Below are 20,877 nucleotides of genomic sequence, written 5' to 3'. Positions count from 1 at the left end.
CGGACGCGGTGCGTCCGGGTCACAGTCGGCCAAGCAGGTCGGTGACGCCCATGCGGCGGGCCAGCCGCAGCCGCAGTTCCTCAGCGGCGCCGTTGATGATCTCCGCGCCGTAGTCAGAGGCGTCGGCAACGGTGCGGCGGGGGCGCTGTCCAGCCGGAAGGCCGACCACCCGGACAATCTCGTCGGCGACAATCTGCGGGTCGGCACTGATGGCATTTATCATCATGCGTTCGGTGTCCTCACCCATGGAGGCGAGGAAGGGCGCGATCTTGTCGTAGGCGGCGGTGCGCTGGGTGTCAGCGGGGAAAGCGGCGTTGGCGAAGTGCGCCGTGCCATGGGTGAAGACGCCGGGCATCAGAATCGTGGTCTCGATGCCATAGGCGGAGACCTCCCAGGCGGTCGACTCCGCGAAGGCGTCGAATGCGGCCTTGGCCGCCGAGTACGGGGCGAGGAAGGGCGGGATGGCGCGGGTGGTGCCGGAACCGACCCACAAAAGCAGGCCCGACTCCTGGCGGCGCATCACAGGCAGGACGGCGCGGTTGACTCGCAAGGCGCCTACGGCGTTGACGTCGAAGGCGCGTATGACCTCCTCCGGGCTGAAAGCCTCGGTGACACCGACCAGCAGGTGGGCGGCGTTGTGAACGACCACGTCGAGGCCTCCGCCCTGCTGGACGATGTGCCCGACGGCGGCGGCCGCGGACTCCTCTGACAACACGTCGAGTTCGACGACGGCCAGCTCGCCGACCGCGCTCTTGGTCCGGTCCAGCAGATGCTGGGCCTTGTCGGAGTTGCGGCCCTGTGGGTCACGCATCGAGGCAAAGACGCGGTGGCCGGCCTGGGCCAGCGAGATGGAGGCGAGGGCGCCCATCCCGGTGCCCGCGCCGGTCACCAGCACGGTGCTCGGGGTGGTGTTCGCGGTCTCAGTGCTCATGATTTCTCCTGGATCGTGGCGTCGGCTCTTCCTCCGATAGGAGGAATCGCCGATCGCCGGTTCGCTACATCGACAGCGGTGAACACTGGTAACGAAATGTCGTTACCGTCGATCACATGAGTGCTCCATGCGCGGACTTCTCAACGAGGGTCGTACGGATGGGAGTCGCCGCCACATCGCCCACGGACCAGCCGGTCTCGGCGCAGGAGAGCCGGGCATACAACTTCGTCGGCGTCTGGAACCTGCACGTGGCCTTCCGGCTCCCTCTACCTGGCCCGCCCACCGGCTCCTGTGCGCCGGCTCTCGCCTAAACGCGGGTTATGCCCTCAAAGATGCTGCATTCTGGTGCGGCTGGTCACCCGGGCGGCCGAAGCCCGTCCGCTGCGGACGGGCTTCGGCCGCCGACGCGCGGCTGCCTTCAAAGCCCTGCTGGACGAGGACCGTGCGGACGAGACGGCAATGCCTACTGCTGGGCGTATGGCTGATCCGACTGACCGCACCGGCCGTCTCTGTCGTCCGCATGGTCCGAGAAGGGGCGTTATCAGGCGGAGCGGGCGTGTGCGTCGGCCCCTCGGTCCCGGATGCTGGAAGTCCTTTACGCGCTGGCCGGGTGGACGGTCAGCAGGTCGTCGAGGTCGATGCGGGTGAGGAACTCGCGGCGGATCCGGTCGGCGACGTTCGACACCTCTTCGGAGCCGTCGTTGGCCGGGTCGATGTGAACACGGTAGGGACGCTCGCCCGCGGGGAGCGCCACGATGCGGGCGATCTCGTCGGAGACCAGGGATGCCTCAGCGCCTTCGGGGGCCAAGGCCGCAAGCTTCTGGGCCACCTGCTCCATCAGGCCCGCGTACTTGGTCTCGTATTCCGCCTCGACGGCGCCGTCGGCCGGGTGGCCGGAGTGCGCGAAGTGATTGGTGCCGCTGGTGAAGGAGCCGGGGACGATGATCGACGTCTCGACCCCCCAGCGGGCCAGTTCGCCTGCGTAGGTCACCGCGAGTGAGTCCATCGCGGCCTTGGCCGCGAAGTACGGGCCGAGGTAGGGCGGGGTGCCGCCCTTGACGCTGGAGCTGGACACCCAGACGACCAGGCCCTGGCCGGCCTTGCGCAGATGGGGCAGGGCGGCACGGTTCAGGCGCTGGGTGGAGAGCACGTTGATGTCGAACAGCTGGTCCAGCTGCTCCGGGGTGAACGCCTCGGACGGGCCGGTGACCATGTGGCCGGCGTTGTGGATGAGGACGTCGATGCGACCATGCTCCTCGATCAACTGCTTGACCGCGGCATCGACGGAGTCCTGGAGGTTGACGTCCAGGTCGACCGCTCGCAGGTCGACTCCGTGCTCCTTGGCATAGTCGCGAGCAGCCTGCACCTGGGGCGCGTTACGCCCGGTGGTCTCGCGCATGCCTGCGTAGACGATGTTCCCCGTGTCGGCCAGGGCACGGGCGGTGAGGGCGCCGAAGCCGCTGGATGCGCCGGTGATGAGGACGATGTTGCTCATGGGTTCTCCTTGAACACGGTGTTGTTACTGTCGAACGGAAAGCGATGGACGCCCGGGGGGGGGCACCGGGCGTGCCTGTCGCCCGGCCGGTCATGGTTCTGCACACTTCCGGCAGCAGACGTTCATTGCCCGCGGTGGCACTCACGGGCCGAAAGGGGAGGCAGTGTTCATGGGACGGGGAGGCACTCGCTGTTGCGGCGATGAGCGAATGGCGGCTGGTGCCTGTTCTCGCAGCTGGCGCTGCTGTCCCGGTCACTGGACCGGTGGCGGCGTCGCACAGATCACTACCGGGTTGCTGCCCGAAGTCCTGGGCACCCGACGCAGGCACTGACTCCCGGCCGCTGCCGAAGCGCTGTCGACGTGAACAGCGCCATATGCGCTTGTCAGGCGATACCGCCGTTGGTGAAGATGACCTGCCCGTTGATCCAGCGGGCCGGCCCGGCAAGGAACGCCACGGCCTCGGCGATGTCTTCGGGAGTGCCGATCCGCTCCAGCGGCGCCGCCTTGGCGAGGTTGTCGAGGGCGGCCTGGTCCTTGCCCTCCAGGAACAGCGGGGTCGCGGTCGGGCCAGGGGCGACGGCGTTGACGGTGATGTCCTTGCCGCGCATCTCACGGGCCAGGACCAGGGTCATCGCGTCGACCGCGCCCTTGCTGGCCGCGTAGGCGCCGTAAGTGGGGAACTGGAGCCGGGTGAGGGACGAGGAGACGTTGATGATCGCCCCGCCGGAACGCACGCGTCGGGCCGCCTGCTGGGAGACGACGAAGGTGCCGCGGATGTTGGTGCGGTGCATACGGTCGAGGTCGTCCAGGTTCAGCGTGGCGATGGGTGACAGAAGCATGACACCTGCAGTGTTGACGACCACGTCGACCCGACCCAACTCCGCCTCGGTGACGTCGAAAGCCGCCGCCATCGCCACCTCGTCAGCGACGTCAGCGGCCACGGCGACGGCCTGACCACCCGCCGCCTTGATGGCGTCGACCGCCTCGTCGGCCTTGACCTTGTTGCCTGCATAGTGCACGGCGACGGCGAACCCGTCCTGGACGAGACGGTTCGTGATGGCCCGGCCGATGCCTCCGGTGGCGCCGGTGATCAGTGCAACGCGAGAGGTCGTGTTCGTCATGATGACCAGTCCTTGGATGAGAGTGGTACGCGGATGGACAAGTGGATGCGCCGGTCGCCGGGAGCATCCGGAAACGCGGTACCCAAGACCGGCGGACGATTGTTCATCTCCCCTCGGCGCAAGGAGAGCCGCGAGCGGGGAGTCTGACGTTGCCGGCTTGGCGCGGCGAACCACTTCGAGGTCTGCCTCTCCGTGTCTCGGCGCACCATCAAGTCTTCCGCGGGCGCCGACGAGGGACCATGTGGCGGGCCGGACACCTGACGTCTGGGCTACCCGGCGGGAATGTAGGGCCAACCCCCACCCAGGTGAATGGAGTGCCCCGACCGGCGGGGCGCGTGGAGGGAGTACCCGGTAGATCGGGGCGTCCGGCCACAACCAGTTGCTGACATCGGCTACGAGGACGATCCGCCTGGCCGGGCGCGGCAACGGGTTGGAGGCGGGTGAGGCGACCGCCTATCTGACCAACCCCAGGCACCCATGGCCGACCGCACCGTATACCGGCCCGGCCCGCAGCAACGAGACCCGAGCCCCTTCTCATGCCGGGAAGCTCGAGGCCCGGCGCCCGCCCGCGCTAAGACCACGATGCGGTGAGGAACAGAACGACGACCTCCATCCCCGACCCCGCAGATGAACCAAACCGTTTGGACGTGACGGTCGCCCTCCGGGAGTCGCTGGCAACCGGCACACGCTCCAGGTGTGCCGCGGGCGGGCCGTGAACGGCCCGCCCGCACCTGTGTGAACGCGACATCGTGCGCCAGCGCAGGCCGAAGGCCCGGTTCACGGTCTGGGTGACCGCGTAACCCGCGGAGTCGTGCGCACGTGCACGCAGCGAGACGAACCGCGCCTGCTTCGGGGCGGACAGCTTGAAGCGGCCGTCGTGCCCGCAGGCGGTCTTCCGCCAGGTGTGTCCGTCGTCGTAGGACACCTCCAGCGAGACGGCCGAGAGGGTGCCCGTGCCGCCCGGAAGGTGGGAGGCCGTGACGGACAGCGTGCTCCTGCGGACGGCCCTGCCGTCGGCGTCCGTGGCCGAGCTTCCCCAGGGCACCTACTCGTTCCCCCTGATGGCGGCCGAAGGCGCGAGCGCGGACTACGCCGGGGTGGACGCGCGCGGCAAGGCCGTGGTCGTCTTAGCCTGTCAGGCGAACGAGCAACAATGCCTTGTCGTCAGTACCGGGTACAGTGCGAGCCGCATGGTTCAGAATAGCGTCGGCGATTTCCTCTACACTCTGTTCGCCAGCGCCAGTGAGTTCGTGAGCCAAGTCGACGATGGCGTCGCCGATGTCGACACCTGGGGTTTCAACAAGTCCGTCAGTGTAGAGGGCCAAGATCGTGCCGGAACTCAGGGCAACCTCGGTGGTGGGGTATTCAGCGTCTGGGATGACACCGAGGAGCGGGCCCGGATTTATCTGCAAAATTGCGCTTTCCGCACCAGGATGACGAATCAGGGCCGGGGGATGGCCCGCAGTGGCGAAGTGGGCGCTCTTTTGGGCAACATCCACGTGTGCATACAGGCAGCTAGTGAAAAGCCCCGGGTTGAGGTCGGCAAGCAGTCGGTTCGTACGGGCCAAGACCTCTCCGGGAGCGGCACCCACGGCGGCGTGCGCATGGATGGCCGTTCGGACCTGTCCCATGAGGGCGGCGGCTTGCACACTGTGCCCCTGCACATCACCAATCACCACGTCGGCACATGCAACTGAAGAGCGAATAAGGTCGTAAAAATCCCCACCGATATCCATACCGAAGCCAGCGGGAAGATAGCGGGCCGCGACTTGCAGTCCAGGTACCGCGGCCAGATCCTGCGGGAGCAAATCCGCTTGTAGGGCCCGTGACAGATTATGCCGAACATCGAAAAGGCGAGCACGATCCAACGCCTGCGCGATCACTCCCGCCAGCGCGGTAAGGAGGGCACGCTCGGCCTCCGGGAAGGAGCGAGAGCGATCATAGGACAGGACCAGAAGGCCGATCAGTCGGCTTGAGGCTATCAACGGCAGGAAAGCCCAGGCATCCCTATTACCGTATCGGGCAGGATTGGGATAGGTGTTCTGAAATTCGGCGTAATTGGAGAAGAAGACCGGCCCTCCCATCGCCAGAACCTGCGTGGAGGGAGTGTCTGCGCTTAGCGATTCGCCGTCAAATTGTCCCACGAATTCGGCGCTGTACCCACGGTAGCCAACAACCCTGAGTCGACCCTCTTCGACTGTCATCAGGGCCAGCCCCTGAGCCCCAAAGGAAGGGACGAACTGATTGGCCACCAAGTCGACAACATCCGCAACGCCGGCGGCCTCCGTAAGCGTCGCCGCAAGGTGCATGAGCTGGTATAGAGCCGACGCGCCAGTCGGACCCGTGGCAGGGCGCTCAGCAAGACCAGGGATCGTCGGGCGACCATCCGTAAGCGGGCTGATGAGAACGCTCACGCCCGAGGTGCCGGGTCGCAATTGAAATGAAAGCTTCCCATCCGGTGGCCTCACGGAGACGAATTCGGTCGACTGGCGGCTGACAACTGTAGCGCGGTGACAATCCTCGAACGCCGGATCAGTCAACCAAGATATCTTCTCCCATGGCCGGACTCCAACCAATTCGGCGGCTCCCGTTCCGAGAAGTTCAGCCGCAATTCTGTTAATATACGCAATTCGACCGTCGGCGTCTAGCGAAAGGCACCCCACCGCCAAATATTCGACTGCATCATGCGCGGCCATTGCCTTGGCATGGGCGACGGTGCTCGAACGCGTCGGCGAAAACACTGCTGGTTCCGCTCCAGGCTGTATCGAGTTTCCGCGTTCTGCCGCGCACCGTAGCAGCTGGCCCGCATTGCCACAAAATGCATCGATTTTGTCGCGTTCTTCCTGCTCCAACTGCGGTGTATGCGAGGTCGGCCATATCAGGCTTATGCCACCCCATGCCAAATCATCGTGAATCATTGGCGCCGATGCAACCATGAAGTCGTAGGGCAGCAGGAGCCTGAGTCGCGGGTAGCGGTGAGCCATCTGCTGCGGGGTATTCACCCATACAAGTTGCCGCCCCCGCACTGCCTCGGCCACTGGTGTTACTTCACTGAGGGGAATCCGCATCCACGGAGCAACGATTCCTCGAGAGGCGCCCGCCACTACCGCGAGATGCAGCACCTCGCCTCCTTCGGGCAATACATATAGCGTGCCGACTGCAGCTTCGGTGTCCAGCACCAAGCGGTTGAACGGATCGATGATTTGCTGCAAATTCGAAGCAGCGAAATTTTCGTATTCCCTCATATCGCCGCCAACCTTGCGGAGATCAGTATGCCGACGTTGCGGATCGGGTCCGTGCGCGCTCGTCCTGACGACATCACGCGCTTTCTTCTCTAGATTGTCATGAGGATTCGCAGGCCGCAAAGCATGCGATCAGGTGCTGTGAGTCGATACCGGTGAGCTAGGGGTGTACGGCTTCTGTGCCCCTGAGGGTAACCTGCCCTACGACGACCCGCTCTCGTGCATAGGGGTGTCCCCATAGTCGAGGCCGTGCACACGTGGGGTCCACTCCATCGCAAGACTTCTACCCGTGAGAGATCATGGAGTCCGTCCCGTCGGCCGCATGAAGTGGCGCGGTTGCCGGTGCGCTAAGAGGCCTGGTAGCGAGTCCGGTAGCCGATAGGTGTCCCCGACGCCTGGATTTCCGCGACTGCTTCCAAGGCAGCGAAGATCTTCTTCGATCCGTGATGCCTGCCAGCCGTCATTCGGCCGAGGAAGCGTCCTAACCGGGTCCCCCGCGGCCCCGCGATGGGTCGCTGGGCGCCACGGTTAGTCACCCACATGTATGCGAGAAGGGGGGGTTACCGGATGATCCCGATCTATGCCTTCCCTACCCAAGCAGAGAGAAGTCGACATGACTGAGTCACGTCCGCCGTTCCCACCGTTCGATCGGCAGAGCGCCTGGGCCAAGGTGCAGGCCGCTGAGGACTCATGGAACAGTCGAGATCCGCAGAGGGTCGCCCTTGCTTACACACCAGACTCGGTCTGGCGCAACCGTGACGCGCTCATCCGAGGGCGCGCGGCGATCATCGAGTTCCTAACCGCCAAGTGGGAACGGGAACTCGACTACGCATTGCGCAAGAGTCTGTGGGCGTACGAAGGAGACCACATTGCTGTGCGATTCCAGTACGAGTGGCATGACATCGAGGGGAAGTGGTTCCGAAGCTACGGGAACGAGCTGTGGGAGTTCGACAAGAACGGGCTCATGCGCAGACGCGAGGCGAGCATCAATGACGTTGAGATCGCCGAGTCCGATCGACGCTACTTTGGTCCGCGCTCGGCGGATGAGCGCGGGAGCGGTCACGATTTCGCGTTGTATTAGATGGACCGTGGACGGCACAGTGGTCCCAGTCCGGTCGCAAGGTGCTTCGAACCGCCACTACCGGCTCTCCGCAAACGTGCAGGTCATCGACGTCGCCGGGTCGTCGCTAACCTGGGCGCCGGGCACCAGGGCCAACGCTGTTGTGTGGTGCAACTCCGTTCATGCCGCAGCAGTGCCAGGGGTCACCGTGCGCGGAGACGAAGCCTCTCTCAACACCGCCCTGCCCGTCACGCACCGCGAAGGTGCGACCGCCTCAAGCGATTGCCGGGAGTGAGTAGTCGACATGCCGCCGTTTGGGCAAGGCTGGCCTGTGCTGGACCGCTCGCGAACTCTCTCCGTCGCTGCTGATCGAGCTGGAACGGCGCGAGTGCGTCTGCTTACTGATCGTTTCAGAATGACGTGCGGAGTCGTCGGAGGCAGATGATGCTGCAGGCGAGTTCCAGGAGGCCCTGGTGGAGGTCGGCGCGGCGTTCGTAGCGGATCCGCAGTCGTTTGAACTGGTGGAGCCAGGCGAAGGTGCGCTCGACGACCCAGCGGGTCTTGCCCAAGCCGGAGCCGTGAGCGACGCCGCGCCGTGCGATGAGGGGCTTGATCCCGCGCTGCCAAAGCAGCCGGCGGTACTTGTCGTAGTCGTAGCCGCGGTCGGCAAATAGCCGCTTGGGCTTGCTGCGCGGACGCCCTTGAAGGCCCCGTATTCGGGGGATCGCGTCCAGCAGCGGGATCAGCTGCGTGACGTCATGCCGGTTCCCGCCGGTCACGGACACGGCCAGCGGGGTGCCGCGGCGGTCGACGATCAGGTGGTGTTTGGAGCCGGGGCGAGCTCGATCGACCGGCGAAGGCCCGACGTGATCCCCCCTTTGAGGGCCCTGACATGGGAGCCGTCGATCGCGCAGTCGTCCATCTCGAGCAAACCGGCCTTGCGTAGTTCGGCAAGGAGCTCCGCGTGCAGGCGGGGCCAGACTCCTGCTTCGGTCCAGTCCCGCAGACGCCGCCAGGCGGTCACGCCGGAGCAGCCCACCACGCCGGCAGGGACGTCCCGCCAGGCCACCCCCTTGCGCAGCACGTAGACAATGCCCGCCAGGGCAACACGGTCGGGCACCCGAAGTCGGCCTGGGTGCCGGTGCCTTCGCTCAGGCTGAGGCGGCAGCAGCGGGGCTATGCGTTCCCACAGGTCATCAGGGACAAGATCATCGGACACCCCGCAGACCCTGCCGACGAAGATCACTGACTGCCAGCCGACACGCCGATCTCATTCTGAAACGATCAGTTATAGGTCAAGTGCTACCTGTCCCGGACATAGCAGAGCCCTGGTTGCAGAGCCGAAGCTCGGCAACCAGGGCTTGCCATCCGAGTGCGCTTCCGTCGCCCGGGACGGCCGCACGCTGGTCAGCGTTCGCTGTCGAGGGTGGCCATCATCGGGGCCGCGTACCGCTCGCCGGCCGCCGAGCCGGCGGGAATGGCCGCCTCGATCTCGTCCAGCGTCTCCCGGTCGAGCTTGAGGTCGTCGGCCCCGAGCGACTCCGCCAGACGCTCGCGGCGACGGGCACCGACCAGGGGCACGATGTCCTGCCCCTGGGCTGCCACCCAGGCGATGGCCACCTGACTGGTGACGGCGCCGAGCCGCTCCGCGACCCTGCTCAGTGCCTCGACCAAGCGCAGATTGGCCTCAAGGTTCTCGCCCTGGAAGCGCGGCGAGTGGGCACGGAAGTCACCGCCGCTCAGTTCGCGGGACGGCGACCAGTGGCCACTGAGCAGACCACGCGACAGGACCCCGTAGGCGGTCAGACCGATACCCAGCTCGCGCAGCACGGGGATGATGTTCTCCTCCGGGCCGCGCGAAAGCAGCGAGTACTCGATCTGAAGGTCGCTGATCGGGGCCACGGCCGCCGCACGGCGGATCGTGTCGGCGCCGAGCTCGGACAGCCCGATGTGACGGATGTAGCCAGCCTGGCGCATCTCCTCCAGGGCCCCGACCGTCTCCTCGACCGGTATCTGCGGGTTGAGGCGGGCAGGGCGATAGATGTCGAGGTAGTCGGTGCCCAGGCGGCGCAGGGAGTACGACAGACGGTCCTTCACCGCGGCTGGGGACACGTCGTAGGGCACCGGCTGGAAGCTGCCGTCGGGGGCGCGGCGCGAGCCGAACTTCACGCTCAGTACGACGTCCTCGCGGTTGCGCTCACGCAGCGCACGGGCGATGAGCATTTCGTTGGCGCCGGAGCCGTAGAAGTCACCGGTGTCGATGAGGTTGAGGCCGGCGTCGATCGCTGCGTGCAGGGTGGCGATGCTCTCGGCGTCGTCGGCGGGACCGTACAGATCCGACATTCCCATGGCGCCCAGGCCGATGGTGGACACCTCGGGGCCGTTGGCGCCCAGCTTGCGACGGCTGACGGGCATGGTGTTTCTCCTTCGTGATTCGTTACCGAAGTGCGGCACGGACGTGTATGGACGAAGCAATGCGAGATGCGTGCGGACGCGGTGCGTCCGGGTCACAGTCGGCCAAGCAGGTCGGTGACGCCCATGCGGCGGGCCAGCCGCAGCCGCAGTTCCTCAGCGGCGCCGTTGATGATCTCCGCGCCGTAGTCAGAGGCGTCGGCAACGGTGCGGCGGGGGCGCTGTCCAGCCGGAAGGCCGACCACCCGGACAATCTCGTCGGCGACAATCTGCGGTGCGCCCTCCGGATTCCTCATCGAGGCGAGCACGGTATGGCCCGCCTTCGCCAGATTAACTCGAGGCTAGGACGGGCTATGCCAGTTCCCGCACCCGCCAGCAGAACGTTTCTTGGCTGGGTAGCCCTACTTCCTCCTGATGGAATTAGAGCGTGAAGTCAATTTTCGACGCAAGACTTACATTGCCGCACAGAATGGAATATGGCGCGTCATTTTTAATGCTAACGTGCGACTGTTATCGATGATTCAGAGGGAAAGATCGGGGCATCCACACCACCACTGGCCCGCCTGTATCCCGGGCCAGGTGGGCCTGGATGCGGATGCTCGTGCTGCCAGCGGACGGCTGTCGGGCCTGAGCAGCGACCAGGAAGTTATCCGAACAGTCACGTCTTCGGGCGACGGACTTGCCGGCCCCTCCGGCGTGACTGGCGTGTCCCAGGATGCGACGGCTTCAGGGCATGCTGACTTTACGTTCGGCGTCGCGGAGTGGTGCTTGCACCAGGCGTGGCCGCTTCGGCCCGAAAAGCATGGGGACGAGCATGCCAGGTGAGAAGAGACGAACAGGCGGCTTCTCCAGGCTCATGACGTCGAGCAGGGCCTCGAGCGCCTGGGGATTGCGAGCACCAGTGGCCACCGCCCGGTCGACATACCGCGCGAGAAGGCGCTCCACGGTGCTCGGAGGTGCCTCCGTGGCGCCGGGATAGAAGGCGTCCTGGCCGAGAGCCAGACTCCAGGCGGCAGAGACGGGACGCGCGGCAGCGTGTTGGAGGCGGCGGGCGGTGCCAGGAGCAATGAGACTGGTCACGCGTAGAACATCCCGGACCGCGATTGCGCTCTGAGCGGCAACCGTGAGGCCGTGTCCGTAGACAGGATTGAATCCGGCGATGGCGTCACCGATTGCAACGAATCCGTCGGGCCAGCTCTTCAGCTTCTCGTAGTACCGCCGGCGATTGGCGGTACTACGGCTGATGGTGATGTCATCGAGTGGCTCCGCGTCGCGGATGAGGCAGCCGATCAGGGGATCCGGAAGGCTGAGCGCGAAGTCTACGAAGGCGTTGGGGTCAGTGGTGGGCTCTCCGCCGCGAGTGCCCCTTAGCGTGACGAGCCAGCGGTTTCCCTCGATTGGCAGCAGCAACCCCCCCTTTCCGGGGGGAGCAGCCGGGTTGGCCTGCACGTTGATCAGAGGGAACTCCGTGTTCGAGGCAGCCGCGGGTGCATTGAAGAGACGCGTGGCATAGGTAACGCCTGCGTCCACCACCCGCTCAGCGACACGCGGCAACCCGAGACCCTGGAGCCACTGGGGTGCCCGAGAGCCGCGACCCGAGGCGTCCACGATCAAGTCGGCCGACAGGATCGACTCTTCCTCGCCAGTACGGATCCGGACGCCTGTAACTCGGCTAGCATCCCCTTCTATCCCAATCACAGTGGTGTTGGGCCGCAAGCTGACGCTGCCTAGAGCGAGGACCAGATCCCGGAGCACAAAGTCCATGAGGTCGCGAGAACTGACCAAAGCCCGGTGGCGGTTACTTAGGAAGCGCCTGAACCAGATGCCATTGGGCGCGCGGCACACCATGTCGCCCATGATGTGGGCCAGACGGCCGCCGCGCGCGAGGATGTCGTTAATGGCTCCGGGAATCAGTTCGTCGAAGGCAGTGACTCCACCGCTCCACACCAGATGTGCGTGCCGGGCTTGTGGCACCCCGCGGCGTGGGTGTGGTTGGTCGGGCAGGTCGTCACGTTCGACGAGCGTGACGTCCGCGAGCGGTGCGAGTGCAGCTGCGGTCAATAGCCCTGCTGCACTCGCCCCTATGATCAGTACGGTCCGCGGATGATTCGCTGCGCAGTCAGGCGCATATGCGGGATCATTAGTCAACTAACTTCGAGTCCTGTCGATAGCGCTGATCAAGGGAGGTGCAGTCGCTCCGTGCTCCCGATTCAGCTCGTTTCGTCATGAGCACGGTGGCCCAACGTTTAACACGCGTATCCCGGTCTCCTACGGGCTCTACATCCCGGATTCTCGCCGCGCCTCGCCCAGCGAGCGGCAAAGCGGACGAGCTCGAGATCGCCTCCGTGAACGACGGCCCGCCCAGCACCTACGGCCGGTGGAGATAAGAGCTCGGTCGTACGAGAGCGTGTCCCAATCGTGCTGCTCGAGTGGGCGCGGTTGCGGCCATCACCCGGCTGTCATCGCCTCGACCGCGGACGGTCCAGATCCGGCCGACGGATGGAACACGGCAGCCTGCCCGTGGCGGGTGCCCTCGGAGTCCTCTAGGTTCCACATGCGGACGTCCTCGATCCGGAATATGCGGCCCTCCTTGTGCCGTCGCAGTCCTTGGTATCCGTCGGCGTAGCCGTGTTCGTTCACCGACGCGAGAAGGGCATCCCGGTCCTCTTGCGCATCCGGCGCGGCCGACAGGCGCGAGGGAAGGCCGATGAACTCGTCCCAGGTGTAGCCGAAGGCCCGCTGCGCGGTGCGGTTGGCGTAGAGGAACAGCGGGTCGGCTGACGCGTCGTGAGCCAGTAGCACGAAGGGCGCCTTCTCGTAGAGCCACTGGGCGGCCTCGGCGTCCGATGCCCACACCGGTGGACACAGGTCGACGCCCACCAAACGGCGGTAGCTGTCCAGGAGGAGGGCGGCGAAGCGGGGATCCGCGCGCCGGTCGGAGGGCGCCTGCACCCGCGGGGACGGATCAGTCACCGTTCTCGACCCAGCTCATGAGCTTGCGGAGCTTCTTGCCGGTGGTCTCCAGCAGGTGGTTCTCGTCGGCCTTCTTGTACTCGTTGTAGCGCGGCAGACCGGCGTTGTACTCGGCGATCCAGTTGTTGGCGAAGGAGCCGTCCTGGATCTCCGCCAGGACCTTCTTCATCTCGGCCTTGGTGGCGTCGGTGATGATGCGCGGACCGGTGACGTAGTCGCCCCACTCGGCGGTCTCGGAGATCGACCAGCGCATCTTCTCCAGGCCGCCCTCGTACATCAGGTCCACGATGAGCTTCAGCTCGTGCAGGCACTCGAAGTACGCGATCTCCGGCTGGTAACCAGCCTCGGTCAGGGTCTCGAAACCGGCCTTGACCAGCGCCGCGGTACCACCGCAGAGCACCGCCTGCTCACCGAACAGGTCGGTCTCGGTCTCCTCGGTGAACGTCGTCTTGATGACGCCCGCACGGGTGCCGCCGATGGCCTTGGCGTAGGACAGCGCGAGCGCGAAGCCGCCCCCGGTCGCGTCCTGCTCGACCGCCGCGATGCACGGGACGCCGCGGCCCTCCTCGTACTGACGGCGCACCAGGTGACCCGGGCCCTTGGGGGCGACCATGCACACGTCGACACCGGCCGGGGGCTTGATGAAGCCGTAGCGGATGTTCAGGCCGTGTCCGAAGAACAGCGCGTCGCCGTCCCTCAGGTTGTCCCTGACGGACTCCTCGTACACCCGCGCCTGGATCGGGTCCGGGACCAGGATCATGATGACGTCGGCCTCGGCCGCGGCCTCGGCGGGGGTGACCACGCGAAGACCCTGCTCCTCCGCCTTCGCCTTGGACTTGGAGCCCTCGTGCAGGCCGACGCGCACATCGACCCCCGAATCGCGCAGCGACAGCGCGTGCGCGTGGCCCTGGCTCCCGTAGCCGATGACCGCGACCTTGCGGCCCTGGATGATGGACAGGTCGGCGTCGTCGCCGTAGAACAGCTCAGCCACTGCTTTCCCTTTCACGAACTTACTCACGCAAGGATGCAAGTCACCTTGGGTGCGGGAGCACCCCGGCGCCGGATGGGCCCGGGGAGCGGCAAGAGGCGGAAACATTGACTGACCGCAGGTTGAATGTGGCCGTATATATCGCTCGCGTGCCCAGCACTCAAGTCGGTGTACCCGAAGCCACACCTGCCGAGAATATTGTGACGTCGGCACGGTAGGCAGCCTCTTAGGCTAAGGGTAGGGCACCCGAACAACACTCAAGGTCCATCTTGGGTGTACGTAACAGGTACACTCGTGCGCCGCCACGAGTCAATGAGGCGCGTAGCCGACTCTGCCCGCTACGTCCTCATCTATTCTCACGCCGAACTGCCGAATATGTGCGCTTCGTTACACCGCGGTCCCGTACCAATGCGGAGGACCCACCAACGTGTGCATGTGCTTGGATGGGGGACGATCCAAGCAAGCTCGGACATGGGTCTCGTGTCATGTTGCACTCAGGAAAGCATGCCTGGAATCTTGAAATGGGCATTGCCGAAGTAATCTTGCTGACCGACCACTGTGGGTTCAGCAGACAGGAATGGGTAGTGGCTTCGCACCATCTTTTCCCCACAGGGGCCACCCCCCGGCGGGCACAATTTCGGAAACTCCGCGCCGCTACGAGCCCATGTGAGCGAGCACTTCGCCGACCTCACAGCACTAATTATCTGCAATTACAAGCACGAAATTGTGAGACCTAAGGAGCAACGAACGTGGACGTCAGAGCGCTCAACGCTGCTGCCCTTGACCGGTCCATCGCTGATCTGCGCCGGGGCGCCGGCTCCTGGGCCGCGAGCCCGCTAGCAGACCGCATCGTCATGCTGGAACGACTGCTCCCGCGGGTGCTGTCGCGCTCTGACGTCATGGTGACGGCGGCGGCGCGTGCCAAAGGCTACGGCCCAAGTTCTGCGTGGGCAGCTGAGGACTGGGCCGGCGGCCCGTGGGCCCTAGTACAGAGTGCCACGGCATATCTGCACGTTCTACGGCGTATCGCCAACGGCCAGGACCCCGTAAAGACCCAGAACATCCATGTGCGGGGCGCGCGCGTCCACGTCGATGTCTTCCCCGTAACCGGCTGGGACCGGATGCTGCTCAACGGCTTCAGTGCGCGGGTCTGGATGCGGCCAGGCGTTACGGCACGGCAGGTTCGTGATAGAGCGGCGAGCCCGCACCGGAGTGATGGATTCCGTCCTGGCGTGAGTCTGGTACTTGGTGCGGGGAACGTTGCCGCCATCGTGGCTCTCGACATCCTGCACAAGTTGTACGTCGAAGGCCAGGCAGTTATAGCCAAGATGAACCCCGTCAACTCCTATCTGAAGCCTCATTTTGAATACGTATTCGGAGAATTCATCGCGCGGGACTGGGTGCGCTTCGTCGACGGAGGTGCACGCGAAGGCGAGTACTTGGTCCGGCACGAGGGCGTCGACACCGTCCATGTAACTGGCAGTGGCCGTACACGCGATGCCATTGTCTGGGGCACCGGTACGGACGCCATGGATCGCCGACGTCGCGGACAGCGCCTCATGAACAAGCCTCTTAGCAGTGAACTGGGCGGGGTCAGCCCGTGCCTAGTGGCACCCGGCCCTTGGCGCGCGGCCGACTTCCGGTTCCAGGCTGAGAACATCGTCACAAGCAAGCTCAATAATTCGGGCCACAATTGCATCGCCAGTCAGATACTGGTGGTGCCTCGCGACTGGGATGGCACCGAGCGACTGCTGCAGGAGATACGGCGCCTGCTGCGTGCCTTGCCGCCCCGCAGCAACTACTACCCTGGTGCTGATGATCGGCTGGGAAAAGTTGCCACAGCCCACCCGGAGGCGGAGGTCTACGGTGATGGCTCCCGACTCCTTGTACCCGATATCACGGATTTTGACGGTCCGCTGATCAAAAGTGAGGTATTCGGTGACGCGCTGGGAGTCGTGCGCCTTCCGGGAGGGAGTACCCTGGACTACTTGACCAAGGCCGCGGAGTTCGCCAACGATATGCTTCCCGGCTCCCTCGGCGCCACCCTCATCGCGCACCCGAAAACGCTCCGAACCGATCGTGAAGTGCTGGAACGCATAATCGATCGTCTTCAGTTTGGCACTGTGGGGGTCAACTGCTGGGCAGGCCTGGGCTTCCTCCTCGGCTACGCACCTTGGGGTGCCTTCCCGGGAAACACTCAGCAAGACGTCGGCAGCGGCATTGGGTTCGTGCACAATGCCTTCATGCTCGAAGACATCGAGAAGTCTGTCCTGTACGCTCCGTTCGCGCCGGCGCCACGAGGGCTGTTCCAAGGGGCGCCGTCCATGTCACCACGGCCGCCGTTTTTTGTGACCAACCGCTCGGCGCTGACCACGATGCGGCTTGTCACGCGCTTCACTGCGGCGCCCAGTCTGCTGGCTCTCCCGGCCATTTTCGCATCCGCCATGCGCGGCTGAGAGACGATACGGCCACCACGCAAGGTCTCGGTCAGCGGGCCGGGCGCGACGTCGACCACGGCGCCGACATGTAGTTCAGCATGGGAGCGATGCGGCAAACTGACGTCCACTGCGACGCCAGCACTGCTTTCTGATGCTTCAGTTGCGGTGACCGGCCGAGGCTGCCGCCGGAGCCAAAGATTCGCTGTCTGCCTCAAGAGACGTGGTCCACTTCTTCTCGATGCCGGCGCACCTCCACACCCCCATGGCGACCATCCAGGTGCCGAAGAAGAGCGCGACAATGAAGTATCCGAGCGCGTTGAGGTCGAGTCCGCCGATCCAGCGCCAGAAGGCACCCTTCATGTGGGCCTTCTCTGCGACGAGCCCGAGTAGCTCAACAGTGCCAATGAGCCATGCGACAGCGACCGACAGGCCCGTGATGGTCAAGTTGTAGTAGACCTTCCGTACGGGCTTGGAGAACGCCCATTGGTAGGCAAAGTTCATGAAGGACCCATCGATGGTGTCCAACAGCGACATGCCAGCAGCAAATAGAACTGGCAGGCACAGAAGGGCGTACCAGGGCAAGCCGGAGGCGGCGCCGGTCCCCGCCAGGACCAAGAGCGCGATCTCGGTGGCGGTGTCGAATCCGAGGCCGAACAGCATTCCCAGGGGGTACATCTGCCAGGGCTTGGTGACAGACTTCATCACCCTTCCCAGGATGCGGTTCATGAGACCGCGGTTGTTGAGCTGCTCGTCCAGGGCTGCCTCGTCGAAGTGACCGCGGCGCATCTCCCGGAAGACCTTCCAGATGCCGGTCAGGAGGGCGAGATTGATGAACGCGATCAGGTAGAGGAAGGTGCCCGAGACGGTAGTGCCCACCCAGCTCGTGATGTGGTGCAGACGCGAATTGCTGTTCTGGACCGGATCGGCGAGGGAGCGCACGCCAACGGAGAGTATGAGGGCGAGCACGAAGACGATGCTGGAGTGCCCCAGGGAGAACCAGAAACCCACAGACAGCGGACGCTTGCCCTCGTGCATGAGCTTGCGGGTCGTGTTGTCGATCGCCGCGATGTGGTCTGCGTCGAAGGCGTGCCGCATGCCCAGCGTGTACGCCGTCAGGCCGATCCCGATGCCAAATGTCTGGGTTCCGGCGCTGTAGTGGCGTGGTGCCACGATCTCAACCAGGGTGAACCAGCCGATGACGTGCAGGAACACAATGAACGTGGCCATGCCCGCAAGCCGGGTCCATTCCGATCTGGTCATGACGCGTGCTGGCCATCGCTTGCTTCGATGGGACGAGTGACTCATAGCTTGAGCGGACATGGGGTTCTCGTGCTTTCTGTCAATTGCCGGCATCCCATGCCCCGGCAGGGGATGGAGGAGGCCGCCGGGCCGGCACGGGGGTGGTGCCGGCCCGGCGGGGCGCGGTGTCAGGCAGTCGGTACGTAGGGAAACACCTGGGACGGCTTGGAAGTGATCGAGTCCTTGTTGATCCCGAGCGTCACCGGCGTGTTGGTCGCCAGCGAGAACATCACGTCGGGGGCGTTGTCCGTCAGGGAGCGCCCGTTCCACTCCGCGAAGCCGTACACGGCGGGGGTGGCGATGGTGTACGGCAGCACGTTGGGGAAGACCTTCGCCGCGACCGTCCGGCCGTAGGCTTCGGGGTCCTCGGCGGTGCCGTAAGCACGCACGGTGCCAGCGATCATCTCGGCGATGGAAGCACCGAACGTGACGATGTCGTCGGCCGGACGGCCGATGTTGAGGTGGTCGCCCAAGTGCTCGTCGAGCTGGGTGAAGAGCGGGTGGATCATGGGGAGTCCTGCCCGGTTGATCTGCCGCCAGCCGCCGGCGTCGGTCGCCAGGCTTGACAGCGCCCATGCGCCGATGCGCCGTCCGCCCGCGAGTTCGGCAACCTCGTTTTCGGAGACCTCCAGGACGAGCGAGTGAACAGTGTGGCCCGCGAACAGGTTGACGGCACGGTCGGGGCTCCATCCGTTCAGGTCCACCCGTGTGCCCTCCTTGACCGCCTTGCCGACGGCGTGAAGCACATCGGGCTCGATCCAGAACGGATCCCCCGCCTTGCCGGCCCACGATCGGGCGCCACGGCCGAAGCTGGCAGTCTCGCCAGTGACCCCCTCGCCGATGAGCTCACCCCGGGCAAAGGGGTCCTCGGAGTGCGAGCCGATGAGGCGGTGCAGGGTGTATCGCTGGGCACCGTCCGGGTCGGCCTCACCAAAGGTGAAGCGGTAGGTCAGCTCCTCCACCGCGTCACCGTTCCCGTCGATCTTGAATTCGTAGCGGCCCTCCGGGTGGAAGCCACGGGGAATGTCCTCCCCGGCAAGCGAGTGCGACACGTTCAGGACGAAGACCGTGCCGCGCTCACCTCGGAAAAGGTAGAAATCCGTGATGTCCAGTCGCGGGTCCTGGCGGGCGATGGGGGAATCGAGGTGGTGAGACATTTTTACTCGCTTTTCTCGCGCGGCTTGTGCAGTGCTGCACCGATGTCTGACATCAGGGCCCGTCGCGTCACGGAAACTGTATCGATGTGCGTCGTGCCCTGATCGCAGAAATAATCCTCGCGAAATTTCCTGCCAGGTTCTGTCGAGCGACCCCCAAACTTGGCTGATGCCATCCCCATCGCGGGCGTGGTGTCCCCTCAAGGAACGGCATCGGGTTATCCCCACGATCGGCAATGAGACATCGGAACGCCGGATGAGCGGCTCACGTCGCGATAGCGCAACCCACTGTGACGTGAATACTGCAAAGAGTCACGTGGCGAAAGGGCCACGCCGCCTGGGTGGACGCCACACGTACACCCAGCGCCAGCCCCGAGGCGTTAGCCTGCCTTCATGGAAGATTTCACCGGTCTTGGTGCATTCATTCGGGCCAGGAGGGCGGCGACCTCGCCGGCTCAGGTGGGGCTACCCGACACCGGACCGCGCCGCACGCCAGGGCTGCGGCGCGAAGAAGTTGCCACCTTGGCTGGCCTCAGTGAGGGGTACTACGCGCGTTTGGAACAGGGGCGCGAGAAGTACCCGTCGGACCAGGTCCTCGATGCGCTCACCCGTGTCTTCGGTCTTGATCGGGAAGCCGAAGAACATCTGCACCACCTCGCTCGACGGACAGGGCAGCACTGGGCCAAGCGCCGAGAGGACGTGAGCCCGCACCTCCAAGACATGCTGGAGGCATACGGGGACACGCCTGCAATGATTCTTAGCCCTCGACTCGACATCTTGGCTGGTAACAGGCTGGGGCGAGCCCTGTATTCGGTGGTCCTTGAGGATGGCAATTTGGTGCGTTTCACCTTCCTGAATCCTGCCGCTCGCACGTTCTACCAGAACTGGGATGAGATCGCCCGCACGGGCGTGGCCCATCTTCGCGCGGCCGCCAGTGTCGATCCGGATGACACCGCCTTGCAGGATCTTGTACGCCAACTGTCCGAGAAAAGCCCCGAATTTCTCCGCCTGTGGCAGCAATACGACGTACGAGGCAAAACTCGTTCGATCAAAATGCTGCACCACCACCAGGTCGGCGACCTCACCCTGATCTACCAGTCTTTCGACGTGTCCGGCGCCCCCGGACAGCAGTTGGTCACTTACCAGGCCGAAGCCGGCTCTCCGAGCGAAACACAGCTTGCCCGCCTGTCTGCTCTAACTGCCGACGATGCCACGGGGTGACGGACCGCGTCAGCCAGCGTTTCCTCTTAAGCCTCGCGGATCGATTCGCGCCCCAGGCCGCTCAAATGCGGGCATCGCCTGAGCTGTTCGTCCACCCGCACGGTGTACGGGGCAACCTGCATCTGAAGGAAAAGGGGGGGCAGGCGCTGGGCCGAACCGCACAAATCCCGTCCCCACAAGTTGCCGCACGGATTTGTGTTGTCAGACGTGCCCGGAAGCGGTCCCCGATACGTGCACAATGCACCAGCACGGGACGGGGAGGGCACAAGGATGGCGCGACGAATGCGGCATGCGCGATGCCGGGCCGACTGGCGCACTCCGGAGAGGATATAGCCGACCGGAAGAACTCACAGCCCGCGCTGCCGCGTCCGGCGCCGGCACGCTGGGAGTGGGGCCCTGAGCAGGGCAAGGCGACCCACTGGGCATAGCAACGGCGGACCGCGTCTTCCATCCCAACGCGGGAGCATCGTCCCGGGGGGGGGGGGGGGGGGGGGGGGGGGGGGGGGGGGGGGGGGGGGGGGGGGGGGGGGGGGGGAGAGGGGG

15 protein-coding genes are annotated in these 20,877 nt (G+C 65.1%); 3 read left to right on the top strand and 12 right to left on the bottom strand.

Annotated elements, in window-relative coordinates; all coding sequences use genetic code 11:
- Positions 1–19 precede the first annotated feature (19 nt).
- The 4 genes from ACRWNP_RS31275 to ACRWNP_RS31260 all read right to left on the bottom strand — a co-directional run bounded on the left by ACRWNP_RS31275 (position 20) and on the right by ACRWNP_RS31260 (position 6,792).
- Positions 20–931: an SDR family NAD(P)-dependent oxidoreductase gene (locus ACRWNP_RS31275; protein WP_431967329.1), complete on the bottom strand. Its 912-nt coding sequence runs from the start codon at positions 929–931 to the stop codon at positions 20–22.
- Between the two features lie 595 nt (positions 932–1,526).
- Positions 1,527–2,426 carry an SDR family oxidoreductase gene (locus ACRWNP_RS31270; protein WP_431967327.1) on the bottom strand — a complete coding sequence of 300 codons (900 nt, stop codon included), beginning with the start codon at positions 2,424–2,426 and terminating at the stop codon, positions 1,527–1,529.
- 383 nt (positions 2,427–2,809) lie between these two features.
- Positions 2,810–3,547, bottom strand: a complete 738-nt coding sequence (locus ACRWNP_RS31265) for an SDR family oxidoreductase (RefSeq protein ID WP_431967325.1) — start codon at positions 3,545–3,547, stop codon at positions 2,810–2,812.
- 1,127 nt (positions 3,548–4,674) lie between these two features.
- The gene (locus tag ACRWNP_RS31260) at positions 4,675–6,792 is read right to left on the bottom strand and encodes a SpoIIE family protein phosphatase (RefSeq protein WP_431967323.1); all 2,118 of its coding nucleotides are present in this window, start codon (positions 6,790–6,792) and stop codon (positions 4,675–4,677) included.
- Positions 6,793–7,402: 610 nt separating this feature from the next.
- Here ACRWNP_RS31260 and ACRWNP_RS31255 point away from each other — a divergent pair.
- Positions 7,403–7,870, top strand: coding sequence for a DUF1348 family protein (locus ACRWNP_RS31255; protein ID WP_431967321.1), 468 nt, complete (start codon positions 7,403–7,405; stop codon positions 7,868–7,870).
- A gap of 389 nt (positions 7,871–8,259) precedes the next feature.
- Here the strand turns inward: ACRWNP_RS31255 and ACRWNP_RS31250 are convergent.
- From ACRWNP_RS31250 to ilvC, 6 genes are all read right to left on the bottom strand, one after another.
- Positions 8,260–9,068 (bottom strand): IS5 family transposase gene (locus ACRWNP_RS31250; protein ID WP_431967361.1). Its coding sequence is split into 2 segments (ribosomal slippage): positions 8,260–8,729 and positions 8,729–9,068, totalling 810 coding nucleotides; the frame shifts between segments, so codons are not numbered across the junction.
- A gap of 188 nt (positions 9,069–9,256) precedes the next feature.
- Positions 9,257–10,264 (bottom strand): aldo/keto reductase, encoded by a 1,008-nt coding sequence (locus tag ACRWNP_RS31245; protein WP_431967319.1) that lies wholly within the window; start codon positions 10,262–10,264, stop codon positions 9,257–9,259.
- A 92-nt stretch (positions 10,265–10,356) separates the two neighbouring features.
- Positions 10,357–10,557, bottom strand: coding sequence for a hypothetical protein (locus tag ACRWNP_RS31240; protein ID WP_431967317.1), 201 nt, complete (start codon positions 10,555–10,557; stop codon positions 10,357–10,359).
- 430 nt (positions 10,558–10,987) lie between these two features.
- Positions 10,988–12,352, bottom strand: coding sequence for an NAD(P)/FAD-dependent oxidoreductase (locus ACRWNP_RS31235; protein ID WP_431967359.1), 1,365 nt, complete (start codon positions 12,350–12,352; stop codon positions 10,988–10,990).
- Between the two features lie 357 nt (positions 12,353–12,709).
- Complete coding sequence (locus ACRWNP_RS31230; RefSeq protein WP_431967315.1) at positions 12,710–13,234, bottom strand: MEKHLA domain-containing protein; 525 nt, start codon at positions 13,232–13,234, stop codon at positions 12,710–12,712.
- Positions 13,227–14,225, bottom strand: a complete 999-nt coding sequence (gene ilvC / locus ACRWNP_RS31225; protein ID WP_431967313.1) for a ketol-acid reductoisomerase — start codon at positions 14,223–14,225, stop codon at positions 13,227–13,229. Before ilvC ends, ACRWNP_RS31230 begins: the two co-directional genes overlap by 8 nt.
- A 746-nt stretch (positions 14,226–14,971) precedes the next feature.
- Between ilvC and ACRWNP_RS31220 the strand changes: the two genes are divergently transcribed.
- Positions 14,972–16,678 carry an aldehyde dehydrogenase family protein gene (locus tag ACRWNP_RS31220; protein WP_431967311.1) on the top strand — a complete coding sequence of 569 codons (1,707 nt, stop codon included), beginning with the start codon at positions 14,972–14,974 and terminating at the stop codon, positions 16,676–16,678.
- 138 nt (positions 16,679–16,816) lie between these two features.
- Here ACRWNP_RS31220 and ACRWNP_RS31215 read toward each other — a convergent pair whose 3' ends face one another.
- Both ACRWNP_RS31215 and ACRWNP_RS31210 read right to left on the bottom strand, forming a co-directional pair.
- The gene (locus ACRWNP_RS31215; protein WP_431967309.1) at positions 16,817–17,920 is read right to left on the bottom strand and encodes a HoxN/HupN/NixA family nickel/cobalt transporter; all 1,104 of its coding nucleotides are present in this window, start codon (positions 17,918–17,920) and stop codon (positions 16,817–16,819) included.
- Between the two features lie 167 nt (positions 17,921–18,087).
- Entirely contained in the window at positions 18,088–19,116 is a 1,029-nt protein-coding gene (locus tag ACRWNP_RS31210; protein ID WP_431967357.1) for a DUF4331 family protein, read from the bottom strand.
- Between the two features lie 390 nt (positions 19,117–19,506).
- On the opposite strand from ACRWNP_RS31210, the gene ACRWNP_RS31205 reads away from it, so the two are divergent.
- Positions 19,507–20,334, top strand: a complete 828-nt coding sequence (locus ACRWNP_RS31205; protein WP_431967307.1) for a helix-turn-helix transcriptional regulator — start codon at positions 19,507–19,509, stop codon at positions 20,332–20,334.
- Positions 20,335–20,877 lie beyond the last annotated feature (543 nt).

Source organism: Actinacidiphila sp. bgisy160, assembly GCF_965342435.1.
Classification (GTDB): domain Bacteria; phylum Actinomycetota; class Actinomycetes; order Streptomycetales; family Streptomycetaceae; genus Actinacidiphila.
The sequence above is the reverse complement of the archived record's forward strand: the minus strand, read 5'-3'. Positions and strand labels throughout refer to the sequence as shown.